This is a genomic window from Lysobacter sp. CA199, assembly GCF_052078715.1.
Taxonomy (GTDB): domain Bacteria; phylum Pseudomonadota; class Gammaproteobacteria; order Xanthomonadales; family Xanthomonadaceae; genus Lysobacter.
In genome coordinates this window covers 43170-57313 of the sequence record NZ_JBQJIL010000005.1, presented here as the reverse complement: position 1 = coordinate 57313, position 14144 = coordinate 43170, and the positions used below count along the sequence as shown (strand labels likewise).

Sequence of the window (14144 nt, the reverse complement as noted above, 5' to 3'; positions counted from 1 at the left end):
AGCCGCAAAGCCCCCATGCGCCGCTTCGCTCGCGGCCGGTTGATTGGCGATTTCGGTGTTCAGCTGCATGGAGAAACCTCAACGGCAAGACAGTCGTAAAGCTTGGCGAGCTGGCTCTGCAGCGCGGTGTCGGCGCGGTCGCCTTCCACCGTCATGCGCAAATGCCAGCGATCGCCGTCGGGTTGCGCTTCGCCGTCCACCGACAGGGGACGGAAACCGCGCCGTTCGGCGGTGCCCAATACGCGAGCCAGCGCGCCTTCGGCTTGGCGCAGGGTCAGTTCAAGCTGATATCGCATCGGCGTCCTCCTTGTCGGCGGCAGGTGGGGTGAGGCTGGTGATCGCATCGGCGTCGCCCGCTTCGGGATCGAGCATTTGCGCGTTGTTGTGGTTGGGCGGAACCAGCGGCCAAACGTTGGCGGCCTGGTCGATGGCGACGTGCAGCAGCACCGGGCCCGGCGTGTGCAGCATGTAGTGCAGCGCTTCCTCGACCGAGTCGGCGCGGTCGACGTACATCGCCTTGACCCCGAACGCGGCGGCCAGGGCGCAGAAGTCCGGGTTGTCGGACAGGTCGATTTCCGAATAACGACGCTCGAAAAACAGTTCCTGCCACTGCCGGACCATGCCCAGGGCCTGGTTGTCGAGCAGCACGATCTTCACCGGCAGGCGATAGCGCGCGATGGTCGCCAGTTCCTGCACATTCATCAGGAACGAGCCGTCGCCGCTGACGCAGATGACTTGCGCTTCGGGGCCTTCCGGCTTTTGCAGAGCGAGCTGCGCGCCCAACGCGGCGGGAACGCCGAAGCCCATCGCGCCCAGCGCGCCGCTGGTCAGATGCTTGCGCGGGTTGTTGAATTGCCAGTGTTGCGCGACCCACATCTGATGCTGGCCGACATCGCACGAGACGATGGCTTCCGGCGCCAGTTCCGACAGGCGACGCAGCAACGCGGGTGCGTACACGGTTTCGCCGGGCGCGTCGTAACGCGGCGTGCAATCGCGCTTGCGCTGCAGGCAGGTGTCGCGCCATGCCCGGCGCGCGCCGCCGTTGCGGGCCTGCAGTTGCGCGGTGACCGGCGGGGTCAGCGCGTCCAGCGAGCGGCGCAGGCAACCGTTGACCCCGGCATCGGCGTGACGCAGCTTGCCGATCTCGCAGGCATCCAGATCCATGTGCACGACCCGCGCGTTCGGCGCGAACTCGGCCAGCTTGCCGGTGGCGCGGTCGTCGAAACGCGCGCCGACCACGATCAGCAGATCGCATTCCTGCACCGACAGATTGGCCGCGCGGTTGCCGTGCATGCCCAGCATGCCCATGTTCAGGGCGTGATCGGCCGGCAGCGCGCCCAGTCCCTTCAGCGTCAGCACCGCCGGGATCTGGCTGCCTTCGACGAAGGCGCGGAACGATTCGACCGCATCGCCCAGGCTGATGCCGCCACCGCCGTAGACCAGCGGCTTCTTGGCGTGCGCGATCAACGCCGCGGCTTCGTGATAAGCCGCGTCCGGCGCCGACGGCACCGGATCGATCGGCAGCGGCACGTGCGCGGCCAGGTGCGAAGCGTCCTGGTTCTGCACGTCCTTGGGCAGATCGATCAGCACCGGGCCGGGACGGCCCGAACGCGCCAGCCGGAAGGCTTCGCCGACCATGCCGGGCAGGTCGTCGACTTTGCGCGCGATGAAGCTGTGCTTGACGATCGGCATGGTCATGCCGAACACGTCCAGTTCCTGGAACGCGTCGGTGCCCATCAAGGTCGTCGCGACCTGTCCGGTGATCGCCACCATCGGCACCGAATCCAACATCGCATCGGCGATGCCGGTAACCAGATTCGACGCGCCAGGGCCGGAAGTGGCTACGCACACGCCGACTCGCCCGCTGGCACGGGCGTAGCCGTTCGCCGCGAAAGCCGCGCCTTGCTCATGACGGACCAGGATGTGTTTCAGGTCCGACCCGTGCAGGGCATCGTAGAAAGGCATGATCGTGCCGCCCGGATAACCGAACAGCACGTCAACGCCTTCTGCGGCCAGTGCTTGCACCAGCCAGCGGGCACCGTTCATCAGGCGGCCTCTTCCTGTCGTTCGCCCTGTGTCGCGGCGGGAGCGGCGGTCGGCGCTTTGGGCGCGTTGTCCAGCCACTTCATGTTGGCGCGCAGCTTCTTGCCGACCGCTTCGATCGGATGTTCCAGGTCGCCCTGCTTGAGCGCCTTGTAGTTGGCGTTGCCGGCGGCGTACTCGGCGATCCATTGCTTGGCGAAGGTGCCGTCCTGGATTTCGGTCAGCACTTTGCGCATCTGCGCCTTGGTGTGGTCGTCGACGATATAAGTACCGCGGGTCAGCGCGCCGTACTGCGCGGTCTCGCTGATGAACTCGTGCATGCGGGTCACGCCGCCTTCGTAGAACAGGTCGACGATCAGCTTCAGTTCGTGCAGGCATTCGTAATAGGCGACTTCCGGCTGATAACCGGCTTCGACCAGGGTCTCCCAACCGGCCTGGACCAGCTTGGTGGCGCCGCCGCACAGCACGGCCTGTTCACCGAACAGATCGGTTTCGGTTTCTTCCTTGAACGTGGTCTTGATCGCGTTCTGGCGCGCGCCGCCGATGCCGCCGCAATAGGTCAGGGCGAATTCCTCCGCGCGGCCGGTGTTGTCCTGGTGCACGGCATAGACGCTGGGCACGCCGCGGCCGATTTCGTATTCGCGGCGGACCAGAGCGCCCGGGCCCTTGGGCGCGACCAGCACCACATCGAGGTCGGCGCGCGGGGTGATCTGGCCGTAATGCACGTTGAAGCCGTGCGCGAACAGCAGGCAGGCGCCTTGCTTGATGTTGGGCTCGATGACATCGCGATAGAGCTGCGGCTGGACCATGTCCGGGGTCAGCACCGCGACCAGTTCGGCTTCGGCGACCGCTTCGGCCGGCGTCTTGACGGTGAAGCCGTCGGCCTTGGCCTTCAGTTCGGTCGGTCCGCCCGGGCGCAGGCCTACGATGACGTCGAAACCCGAATCGCGAAGGTTGAGCGCGTGCGCGCGGCCTTGGCTGCCGTAGCCGACGACGGCGATCTTGGGGCGGGAGGTCGTTGCGGTCATGTCGATGGTCTCTGGAGATGGGGAGGAGGCAGCGGGGAGAGAGAGATGGATTGAGCGATCAGGCAGGTTCGGTAATGGGCGTTTCGATGAGGGTCGCTTGAATCTGTTTCGGCGCCGGCGACTGCAGCGGACCGGGCGCGGTCACCGCGCCCTGCGAGGCCGAGCCGACCAGGCGCGCGTACTTGGCCAGCACGCCGGTGGTCACGCGCGGGGCGATGCGCGCGGGCTCGCGCGAGGCCAGGTCGGCGGCGACTTCCAACTTGCGCGTCTTCACGTCGATGCTGACCTTGTCGCCCTCGCGCAGGCGCGCGATCGGGCCGCCATGCGCGGCTTCCGGCGAGATGTGGCCAACCATGAAGCCATGAGTCGCGCCGCTGAAGCGGCCGTCGGTGATCAAAGCCACGTCGTTGCTCAAGCCCTGGCCGACCAGCGCCGCGGTCACCGCCAGCATTTCGCGCATGCCCGGGCCGCCGGTGGGGCCTTCGAAGCGGATCACCACCACGTCGCCGGCCTCGATCTGCCGCGCTTGCACCGCGGCGAACGCGGCTTCTTCCGAATCGAACACCCGCGCCGGGCCTTCGAAATGTTCGCGGCCGTGGCCGGCCAGCTTGAGGATGCAGCCTTCCGGAGCCAGGTTGCCGTAGATGATCGAGTAGCCGCCGCGCGGCTTGATCGGATCGTTGACCGGACGCACCACGTCCTGCTGGTCGGCCATCGTGGCTTCGGCCAGTTCCTGGAAAAAGGAACGGCCAGTGACCGTGGGAATATCCTCGATCAGACCGGCCGTCTTCAGCTCGCGCGCCACCAGCGCCGCGCCGCCGAATTCGAACATTTCCGCGGCGGTATAGCGTCCGCCGGGTTTCAGGTCGGCGATCACCGGCGTATGCGCGGCGGCTTCGAATTCTTCCAGGTCGAAGGCGACGCCGGCTTCGTGCGCGATCGCCAGCAGGTGCAGCGCGGCGTTGGTGGAGCCGGCGGTCGCCGAGACCGCGCGCGCGGCGTTGCGCAGCGAGGCCGGCGTCAGCAGCGTGCGCGCGTTCGGGCCGCCGTTGCGCAGTTGCTTCATCACCAGCTCGCCGCACAGGCGCGCGGCTTCGGACTTGTCTTCGTGGATCGCCGGAATGTCGTTATAGCCCAGCGGCGACAGGCCCAGGAAGGTCAGCACCATCGCCATGGTGTTGGCGGTGAACTGGCCGCCGCAGGCGCCGGCGCCGGGACAGGCGTGCGATTCGATGCGGTGCAGCTCGGCGTCGTCGATGCGTCCGGCCGAATGCGCGCCGACCGCTTCGAACACGTCCTGCACGGTTAGCGGTTTGTCTTCGACGGAACCTTTCTTCGACGGGCAATGGCCCGGCATGATCGTGCCGCCGTACAAAATCACGGTCGGGATATCCAGGCGCGCCGCCGCCATCGCCGCGGCGGGGATGGTCTTGTCGCAGCCGACCAACAGCACCATCGCGTCCAGGCAGTGGCCGGACACGGCCAGTTCGATCGAGTCGGCGATGGTTTCGCGCGAGGCCAGCGAGGCGCGCATGCCTTCGCTGCCCATCGCGATGCCGTCGGTGACGGCGATGGTGTTGAACTCGATCGGCGTACCGCCGCCGTCGTGCACACCGCGGCGCACGTGCTGGGCCAGATCGCGCAGGGTGATGTTGCACGGCGAGACGTCGGACCAGGTGTGGACGACGGCGACCAGCGGTCTGGCGATGGCCGCGTCGTCGAGCCCGGTGGCGCGCAGCATCGCGCGCGCGGGGGCTCGGGACGGGCCTTGCTTGATGGCGTTGCTTCTCACAAACGGTAGTTCCTTGGCTGCAGTCCATCGCAGTGGCCGCACGTCCGCGTGCGGTGTTTTCAGGAACCCAGGGCTGTAAAACGAAAAACCCCGCGCCTTTCGGGCGCGGGGTTCAGGTTCTTTCGACCTTGGGTTGTGTGATTTTCTACACGAACCCGACTCCCGCGCTGGTAAGCCCGCTAATAAGTACGAGGACGAGAATAATGCTGGCGATGGCCGGTGCAGCCTTGAACAGTGCGGCGCGCAAAGCCTCGTTCGAGGCCTGGGCGGCCTGGAGCGAAGTGGGCTTGCTGTGGTTGCTGCGCTGCGTCATGGGTCGAGAAGAACATGCCCGTTTGGGGCTTGTCAATAGTTTCTTCGAAAACAATCCCGAGCCGCTAAAGACGTCACAGCTCGCGCCTACACGCCACCACGAATGCGTTCTGTGTTCGAGAAAACAGGCTTGTGGGTGCTCGTTGGCGGGCCACGCCACGAGCAAATCCTCCCACGCGCCGGCGCGTTCAGGCTTCGAGCCGCGCCCGTCGCGGCCCCCTCCACGAAGAGGGCGCCGGTCTGCGCGAGCGGTCCGTGGACGATGCGTCTCAACCCAGCAGCCGTTCGCGCAACGCCGCATAGTCGGCCGCCATCGCCTCGGCCGAGGCCGGACGCGCCAGCGATGCGGCCAAAGCCGGCGGCGGTTCGACCGTATGTCCGACCAGGGGTTCGACGATGCTGTCGAACTTGGCCGGATGCGCGGTGGCGACCACCGCCCACGGCCGTTCGTCGCCTTGCGCGCGCAAGGTCTCCAGCACATGCAGGCCGATCGCGGTGTGCGGGCAGGGCACGATGCCGTGGCGCTGCGGCGCGGCGCGGATGGTTTCGACGATGGTGGCGTCGTCGACACCGTCGGCGCGGGTCGCCGCGCGCAGCTCGGCGTCGTGGCGATACCAGTGACGCAGACGTTCGAAGTTGCTCGGCGCACCCACGTCCATGGCGTTGGCCAAGGTGGCGCGGGTCGGTTGCGCGAGGTAGTCGGCGCCGCCGAAGTAGCGCGGCAAGGTGTCGTTGGCGTTGGTCGCCAGGCGAATCTCGCCGATCGGCAGGCCCATGCGCTTGGCGACGAAGGCGGCGCAGGCGTTGCCGAGATTGCCGGTGGGCACGATGAAGTTGAGCGGCTCGCCGCGTTGCGCGTAGTGGCGGCCGGCGGCATGGGCGTAGTAGGCCGCCTGCGGCAGCAACCGGCCCAGGCTGATGCTGTTGGCCGAACTCAGCGGGCGCTGCGCGCGCAAGGCCTCGTCCGACAGGGCCTGCTTGGCCAGACGCTGGCAGGCGTCGAAATCGCCGTCCACGCGCAGCGCCTGCACGTTGTCGCCCCAGCAGCCCAGGCCGTGCGCCTGCCGCGGCGAGACGCGGCCGTCGGGATAGAGGATGAGGACCTCGAAACCGGGCCGGCGATGGAACGCGGCGGCGACCGCGGCGCCGGTGTCGCCGGAGGTGGCGACCAGGATCGTGGTCGGCGGCGCGGACTCATCGCGCAGGCCGGCCAAGGCTTCGGCGAGAAAGCGCGCGGCGTAGTCCTTGAACGCGGCGGTGGGGCCGTGGAACAGCTCCAGCAGCCAATCGTCGGCTTGCGACAACGGGCGCAGCGGGGCGTCGAAGGAGAACGCGCGCGCACAGATCTCGCGCAGGCCGTCGCGCAAGGACGAGTCCTCGAAGTAGGGCGACAAAAGCGCGTGCGCGGTCGCGTCCAGCCCTTCGGCGGCGAGAGGCTGCGGTAGCGCGGGAAACCCCTCGGGCACGTACAGGCCGCCATCGGGCGCCAGACCGGCCGACAGCGCCCGATCGATCGCGGTGGGCGGCGTTTGTCCGCGGGTGCTCAGGAAATTCATGGGTCGGTCTCGTGGGGAGATGCGTTGTGGGAAAGCGAAGAAGCAAAAAGCGAATCCCCCCTGGCCCCTTTTTCAAAGGGGGAAGCGGTAGGTGGGGTCGCGGGATTGGGTTGGGAGCCAGGTAGCGGCGAAGCAGCGTTGTTACGGCGAAGCGGTATTCCATTGAGCGTCCGCGCGAATCAACGCGCCTGCGAATCCGTTCCCCCCTTTGAAAAAGAGGGGCGAGGGGGGATTTGCTTTTGATCGCAGCCCCAACCCCCATCACACCGAGCCGATCACTTCTGCGCGTGGCCCCGCCACTGGCGTGACGTAGGCGCGCGAATCGAAGCCGGCCTCGGCGAACGCGATCCGCATCGCCGCCGCGGCGATCTGCGCCCGCTGCTTGGATTCGAACCAGGCGAAACAACTCGGCCCGGCGCCGGAGATGCTCGCGCCGAGCGCGCCATGATCGAGCGCGGCGGTCTTGACCTGGGCGAAGCCTGGAATCAACGGCGCGCGCCGCGGCTCCACCAGCAGATCGACCAGGCCTTCGCGCAGTAACTGCGCGTCGCCGCGCTGCAGGCCGGTCAGGAACAGTGCCAGGTGCGCGCTCTGCTTGACCACCAGCGGCAGCGGATACGGATCGGCCAGCACCGCGCGCGCGCGCCGCGTCTCCAATACCTGATCGGGGTGCACCACCACCGCGTACAACCAATCGGGCACCGACAGCGGAATCATCCGGGTCGCGGTCGCCATGACCACGCCGCCGAGCAGCATCGGCGCGACGTTGTCGCCGTGGCGGCTGCCGCTGGACACCGATTCGCCGTCGAGCGCGAATTCGTACAAGGCATCGCGCGACAGCGGTTGCGCGAGCAAGGCATTGGCCGCGACCAAGGCCGCGACGCAGGACGCGGCCGAGCCGCCGAGCCCGGAGCCGAGCGCGATGCCCTTGTCCAATTCCAGTTCGAACCCATGCGCCAGTCCGAGCTTTTCGCGCAACGAGATCAATGCCTGCCCGGCGGTATTGCGCGCGGCTTCCAGCGGCAGCGAATCGGCGCCGGGCACGTCGCCGCGGATCGCGCGGATGCGCACCACCGGCTCGGCGATGCGGCGCACGGTGGCGATATCGCGCGGACCCTCGATGGAATGGCCCAGCACGTCGAAACCCACGCCGATGTTGCCGACGCTGGCGGGCGCGAACGCCCGCGCCTGCTGCGAGGCGTCGGCATCGGCCTGATCGTCGGCTTGATCGTCCGCATGTGGGGAGGAAGAGGGCGACGCTGCGCTCATGCGCGGGCTCCGAGGGTTTGCGCGATCGTCAGCAGGTCGCCGAACACGCCGGCGGCGGTCACGTCCGGGCCCGCTCCGGGCCCCTGCACGACCAGCGGATTATCCGCGTAACGGCGGGTGCGGAACTGGATCAGGTTGTCGGTCAGCGCGCCGTGCAAAGACGCATGCCCCGGCGGCGGCGAGACCACGCCGACGCTGGCGTGTCCGTCGCGATCGAGCCGGGCCAGATAGCGCAGGCTCAGTCCGGCCGCGCGCGCGGCGTCGAAGCGCTGCTGCAGCGGCGCGTCGAGTTCGTGCAGACGTTCGAAGAACTCGTCCTTGGACACTTCGCGCAGCGATTCGGGCACCAGGCTTTCGACCTGGATCTGCTCCAGCGACAAGGGGCGACCGGCTTCGCGCGCCAGGATCACCAGCTTGCGCGCCACGTCGGTGCCGGACAGATCGTCGCGCGGATCGGGTTCGGTGTAGCCCAGTGCATGCGCTTCGCGCACCAACTGGGAGAACGCGGTCTTGCCGTCGTAACGGTTGAACAGCCAGGCCAGGGTGCCCGACAGAATGCCTTCGACCTCGGTCAGCTCGTCGCCGGTGTCGAGCAGCGAGCGCAGGGTCTGGATCACCGGCAGGCCGGCGCCGACGGTGGCCTCGTAGCGGAACTGGCCGCCGTTGCGCGAGGCCTCGCGGATCGCCTGGTAACGCGCCAGCGGGCCGGCGCCGGCGTGCTTGCTCGGAGTGACCACGTGAATGCCGGCGGCGATCCATTCCGGGTAATAGGCCGCGACCGCATCGCTGCCGCTGCAATCGACGATCAACGCGTGCGGGATGTGCTCGGCGCGCACGTGCGCGGCGAAGCGTTCCAGGTCCAGGGTTTCGGCCTCGGCGGCGAACTGCTCGCCGGCCTGGTCGAACGCCATCGCCCGCGGCGCCAGATGCATGCGTCGGCTGTCGGCGAGCGCGCGCAGGCGCAGATCGAGTTGGTACTGCGGTCGCGCGTCGCGCTGCAGGCGCGGTTGCGCCGCGGCCAATTGCGCCAGCAGCGCGCGGCCGACCTTGCCCGGTCCGATCAGGCCGACCGAGATGCACTGCGGCGACAGCCAGAACGCCGAATGCGCCGCGCGCAACGCGCGGGTCGCATCGCGCGCGGCGATCGCCACGGAGATGTTGCGCTCGCCCGCGCCCTGAGCGATCGCGCGCAGGTTGACCCGCGCCTTGGCCAGGCCGTCGAACAACTGCGCGGCCACGCCGGGCAGGCCGACCATGCCGTCGCCGACCGCGGCGAGCACGCAGATGTCGGCAGTGATGGTGACGTGCTGGGTCTGGCCGTCGGCCATCGCATCGGCGAAGGCGGCGACGATCGCGTCGCGGCCGCGCGCGGCCTGTTCGGCGCGCACCACCACGCAGATCGAATGCTCGGAGGAGCCTTGCGAGATCATCGTCACCGACACGCCGGCGCCGCGCAGCGCGCCGAACAAGCGCTCGGCGGTGCCGGGTACGCCGACCATGCCGTTGCCGACCAACTCCAGCACCGCCAGATCGTGGACCAGGCTCAGGCCCTTGACCGGCATGCCGTCGGCTTGCGGACGCAGGCTGATCAAGGTGCCCGGCGCGCGCGGATTGCGGGTGTTGCGGATGCGCAGCGGAATGCCGCGCTGCTGCACCGGCGCCAGGGTCTGCGGATGCAGCACCTTGGCGCCGAAGTACGCCAGTTCGCAGGCTTCGGCGTAGGACATCGACGGCAGGCAGACCGCATCGGGGACCAGGCGCGGGTCGGCCGAGAGCACGCCGTCGACGTCGGTCCAGATGGTCAGCGCGTCGGCGTCGAACAGGTTGGCGAAGATCGCCGCGGAGTAATCGCTGCCGTTGCGGCCCAGCGTGGTGTCGCGGCCCTGCGCGTCGCGGGCGACGAAGCCGGTGACGATGACATCGCGTCCGGCGTGGCGTTTTCGCCATGCCGCCAGATTCTCGCGGCTGCGCGCCCAATCCACGCCGACGCCCATTTCGCCCGGATGCACCACCAGCACCTCGCGCGCGTCCAGCCGCGTCCAGCCCGCGGCGTCGCCGCCGAGCGCGGCATGCATGAGGTGGGAGGAGAACACTTCGCCCAGGCCGGGCAGGGCCGCGGCGAAGGTCTCGTCGGCGCGCGCGGGCAGACTGTCGAGCGCTTCGCGCAATCGCGCGAATTCGGCTTCGATCGTCTCGACCGTGCCGTGGCGCAGATGCGGGTCCAGCGACTGGGCGGCATCGAGATGGCGTTTGCGCAGCGCTGCCCAGGCCGGGGCCCAGTCTTGGCCGTCGCCGGCGGCGGCGACCAGGACCACCAGTGCGTCGGTCACGCCCTGCATCGCCGAGACCACGGCCACGCGTTCGCGCGAGCCGTCGTCGAGCAGGCCGACGGCGATCCGGTAGCGGTCGGCATCGGCGAGGCTGCTGCCGCCGAATTTATGCGTATGGCGCGCCGGCGCGACCGGATCGGCCGTTACTGGCGCGTCGAGATCGCAGGCTTGAGGTTCTTCGGCCACGACCGCGTCGGGCTGGGCATCGAAAGCGGTTTGGGGCGGGGCGGACGACATGGGAAGCTCCTGTTGGAGCTCCGCGTTTCGGTCCGGGGTAGGGCGGCCAGCCCGCACCCGGATCGGGTGCGGAGCGGCGTGGTCTGTTAGCTGGACACGCCCGTCCGCACCCCTGTAGGAGTGGTACCGGTACCAGTGGTGGTAATCGACATCGCCGATACGATCGATACCCGGCCGTAGGCCTGGGTCGATACGTTGCGGGCGGTGGCGAAGGCGGGGTGCATGGGCTAGCAATAACCCGCCGTTGTGCGGCGCGTCAAGAGGGGCGATGAAGATTTGTGCGGGCCGAGCGAAAGCCGCCGGCCGGCGGCTTTCGCTGGAGGCAGTGGCTCAGCGCTCGTACTTGGCGGTCAGCTTGGCCTGGCCCAGAGCGTTTTGTTTGATCATGAAACCGGCCAACGCGCCGCCGGCGCTGGTTTCGATCTTCAATTTGTCGGTCTTCAAGGCCCAGACCGTGAACTCATAGCGATGCAGCTGGCCCGGCGGCGGACACGGACCGCCGTAGCCGGCGCGGCCGTAGTCGTTGCGAATCTGCAACGCGCCGGCGGGCAGGCCGCCGTTGCTGGCGCCGTGGTCGAGCAAGTAGGTCTTGGCCGGAATGTTGACCACCAACCAATGCCAGAAGCCGGCGTCGCCGGGCGCATCGAGGTCGTGGACGGTCACGGCGAAGCTGCGCGTGCCGGCCGGCGGATTTTTCCAGTCCAGGCGCGGAGAGGTGTTGCTGCCGTTGCAACCCGCGCCCTTCAGCACGAACGCCGGAGCGAGGACTTCGCCCTCGCGCACGTCGGGGCTTTCCACGACGAAATCGGCGGCGTGCGCCAGCGGCGCGAGCGCCAGCAGCAGCGAGGACAAGACAAGGCAGTGCGGCATTTCCATGCGATGGGCTCCATGAGCGAGGCTCGGCGGGACACGATGCGCACGCCGCGGGGCGCGCGAACCGGATTGTGCGCGAAACCGCGCGCGTTGGCGATTGCCGCGCGGCGTCGCCGCAGCGGTACGGGCGGCGTTGTTGCACTGCGTCGTAGCCCCGATTTTTCATGGCACGGTCGTTCGGCTTTCGGCCGCGATCTGTGCGCTGCGACCGTTTCTGGCTGAACACCGAAATCCCCGGCTTTTCGCCGCTACCCATCCTTGTGCGGATGTTGCAGCGGCAGTCTCATTTGCGCCCCCGCGATTTGACCGCGGTCGCACGACAGCGCTGGCGCGCGCGGTCAGAGTCGACGCGGCTCGCAACACTTCGGCCGCCGCCGCGAGCGAATGTCCGCGTTCGACGACGCGGTGGAATCCACGCGCGTCGCCCTATCACACCTCGGGAGCAAGACGATGTCGAGCAAGCTGTTTTCCAAGGCAGGACTGGGACTGCTGACGTGTTGCATCGCGGCCGCGCTCAGCGGCGCCGCCGGCGCGGCCGAACGCGGTCTGAGCGGTCAGGATCTGGTGTATTCCTACGACGAAATGTTCGACTTCGATATCGATGCGTACCTGGCCAAGAATGCGCCGCATTTGGCCAAGCACGCCGAATCGATCTCGCATTGGGCCGGTTACAGCGGCATCAGCCCGAAGGTGCTGATCGCGTTGATGGAGCAGCAGAGCGGCGTGATCACCCGCAAGCACGCCTCCGCCGACGCGATGCGCCGGCCGTTCGGCAAGCTCGCCGTCGGCGTCGACTTCAATGCGCAGACGCGCGAAGTGGCGCAGGCGCTGCGCGAATCGTTGTACGAAAACGACGGTCCCGACGCCAAGGGCGTGGTCACGTTGGCGCGGGCCAACCCGCTGCAGGCCTTGTTCGAACGCGCAGGCGCCAGCGAGTCCAGCGCCGCGCTCAGCGGCGACGGCGAATTCCAGCAGGTGTACGGCCGACTGTTCAACGAGCCGCGCACGGCGCAGGCGCCGTCGGCGCGTTTCGCCAAGGCCGGACCGGACGTGCAACCGCTGTCGCCGAACGGCCTGCTGCAGTTCCCGTTCCCGCGCGGCCAGCGCTGGCATGTCGGCGGCGCGCACACCAACACCGGCTCGGGCAACTATCCGATGTCGTCGCTGGACATGTCGCTGGGCGGCGGCTGGGGCAGCAATCAGAACAACACCTGGGTGTCGGCGTCGGCGAACGGCTCGTTCAAACGCCATTCTTCGTGCTTCGCCGAGATCGTGCACAGCGGCGGCTGGTCGACGACCTACTATCACCTGATGAACATCCAGTACAACACCGGCGCCAACGTCGGCAGCAACACCGCCATCGCCAATCCGGCCAACACCCAGGCGCAGGCCTTGTGCAACGGCGGCAGCTCGACCGGTCCGCACGAGCATTGGTCGCTCAAGCAGAACGGCAGCTTCTATCACCTCAACGGTGCCTACGTGTCGGGTTACCGGATCACCGCCACCGGCAGCAGCTACGACACCAACTGCAGCCGTTTCTACCTGACCAAGAACGGGACGAACTACTGCTCGGGCTGGTACACCAACCCGGGTCACTGAGGGCAGTGAGCATCGTCGCGTCCGTTCGGGCGCGACGATGCCTTCGTCCTCAGCCGCCCCACGGCGGTGGGGGCGCGGGTATCGGTCTGGTCAGGTCGAACTCGACCCGGAACAGGCGGCCGGGGCGCGCGAGTTCGTAGACGAAGCGGTCCGGCGCGGCTTGGAGTGGCACGATCTCGATCGCCCACACGTTCGGCACCGACACCTCGCGTCCGAGTTTGCGGAACATGGCCTGGCTGTAGGCGTCGGCGGGGAATTCGTAGCGGCCGGCCTGGGCCAGGCCGCGTTGATCGCCGCCGTACATCGTCAGTGCATCGGAACTGCCGTCGCGATGGCGGTGATCGTGCTTCAGGCGCAGCGCGCCGTCGTGCGCGGTGAACACCCAGGTGCGCGATCGGTCGTCGCCGACGTGGAAGGGGATGCGGATCTCATCGGCGCGGCAATCGCGTACGTGCATGACCAGGGTCTTGCCGGCGAAGGGATCCTCGGCGCTCTTGGGCGTGTCGACGACCACGCGTCCGGCATAGGCCTTGCCGCACAGCGGGCGCAGCGCGGCGAACGGGTCGGTGACCGTGGCGGCGTCGGCACCGGTCGCGGCCGGTCGCGGCGTGGCCGCACCGCAGGCCGAGACGGCGAGGGCGAACAGCATCGCAAGCGCGCTCAGACGGAAGGCGGGGGGAGGAAGGACGCAAGGACGGGGTGAGATCGGATTCATGGTCACACGCTAGCCGGGGTTGCCGCGGTGGGCAATGTGGGTACCGGAATTTCGGTGAAGACGACTTCGATGGTAGGGAGCGGCTTTTGTGGGAGGGGCTTGGGCCTCGACTGGTTCCGATCGCGAAATCTCCTCATGGAGCCGCACCGTTTCGACCGTCGGGGCTGAAGCCCCTCCCACAAAAGCGGCCTATATCCCAAAACAAGCTCCGCCGCGCCGCGCCGCGCATTGGCGCCGGGGGCCGTTTCCATGTCTAATGCGCACTGAAGCGGGGGTACCGCGGCGGTTTCGGCCGGCGGTTGAGACAGTCCCTTCGAACCTGATGCGGTTGAGACCGCCGTAGGGAAGCTTCGCCGGACGCGGCTCCGCCGCGGCCGTGCGCCGCCCGCT

10 protein-coding genes and 1 riboswitch are annotated in these 14144 nt (G+C 68.2%); of the genes, 1 reads left to right on the top strand and 9 read right to left on the bottom strand.

What is annotated here, in order from left to right; translation table 11 throughout:
• Positions 1–59 precede the first annotated feature (59 nt).
• From ACTOWJ_RS09755 to ACTOWJ_RS09720, 8 genes are all read right to left on the bottom strand, one after another.
• Positions 60–296 carry an ACT domain-containing protein gene (locus ACTOWJ_RS09755; protein WP_441334415.1) on the bottom strand — a complete coding sequence of 79 codons (237 nt, stop codon included), beginning with the start codon at positions 294–296 and terminating at the stop codon, positions 60–62.
• Positions 280–2046: an acetolactate synthase 2 catalytic subunit gene (gene ilvG / locus ACTOWJ_RS09750; protein WP_441334414.1), complete on the bottom strand. Its 1767-nt coding sequence runs from the start codon at positions 2044–2046 to the stop codon at positions 280–282. Before ilvG ends, ACTOWJ_RS09755 begins: the two co-directional genes overlap by 17 nt.
• A complete protein-coding gene (gene ilvC / locus ACTOWJ_RS09745) occupies positions 2046–3071 on the bottom strand; it encodes a ketol-acid reductoisomerase (RefSeq protein WP_441334413.1) in 1026 nt (341 codons plus the stop codon). Before ilvC ends, ilvG begins: the two co-directional genes overlap by 1 nt.
• Positions 3072–3129: 58 nt before the next feature.
• Positions 3130–4863, bottom strand: coding sequence for a dihydroxy-acid dehydratase (ilvD, locus tag ACTOWJ_RS09740; RefSeq protein ID WP_441334412.1), 1734 nt, complete (start codon positions 4861–4863; stop codon positions 3130–3132).
• A gap of 581 nt (positions 4864–5444) precedes the next feature.
• A complete protein-coding gene (thrC, locus tag ACTOWJ_RS09735) occupies positions 5445–6731 on the bottom strand; it encodes a threonine synthase (protein ID WP_441334411.1) in 1287 nt (428 codons plus the stop codon).
• Positions 6732–6992: 261 nt separating this feature from the next.
• Complete coding sequence (locus ACTOWJ_RS09730) at positions 6993–8000, bottom strand: homoserine kinase (protein ID WP_441334410.1); 1008 nt, start codon at positions 7998–8000, stop codon at positions 6993–6995.
• Positions 7997–10567, bottom strand: coding sequence for a bifunctional aspartate kinase/homoserine dehydrogenase I (thrA, locus tag ACTOWJ_RS09725; protein ID WP_441334409.1), 2571 nt, complete (start codon positions 10565–10567; stop codon positions 7997–7999). Before thrA ends, ACTOWJ_RS09730 begins: the two co-directional genes overlap by 4 nt.
• A gap of 330 nt (positions 10568–10897) precedes the next feature.
• Positions 10898–11443: a YbhB/YbcL family Raf kinase inhibitor-like protein gene (locus ACTOWJ_RS09720; RefSeq protein WP_441334408.1), complete on the bottom strand. Its 546-nt coding sequence runs from the start codon at positions 11441–11443 to the stop codon at positions 10898–10900.
• A 447-nt stretch (positions 11444–11890) separates the two neighbouring features.
• Between ACTOWJ_RS09720 and ACTOWJ_RS09715 the strand changes: the two genes are divergently transcribed.
• A complete protein-coding gene (locus tag ACTOWJ_RS09715) occupies positions 11891–13039 on the top strand; it encodes a M23 family metallopeptidase (RefSeq protein WP_441334407.1) in 1149 nt (382 codons plus the stop codon).
• A gap of 49 nt (positions 13040–13088) precedes the next feature.
• Here ACTOWJ_RS09715 and ACTOWJ_RS09710 read toward each other — a convergent pair whose 3' ends face one another.
• Entirely contained in the window at positions 13089–13688 is a 600-nt protein-coding gene (locus ACTOWJ_RS09710) for a hypothetical protein (RefSeq protein ID WP_441334406.1), read from the bottom strand.
• Positions 13689–14014: 326 nt separating this feature from the next.
• Positions 14015–14118, top strand: a riboswitch (TPP riboswitch).
• Positions 14119–14144 lie beyond the last annotated feature (26 nt).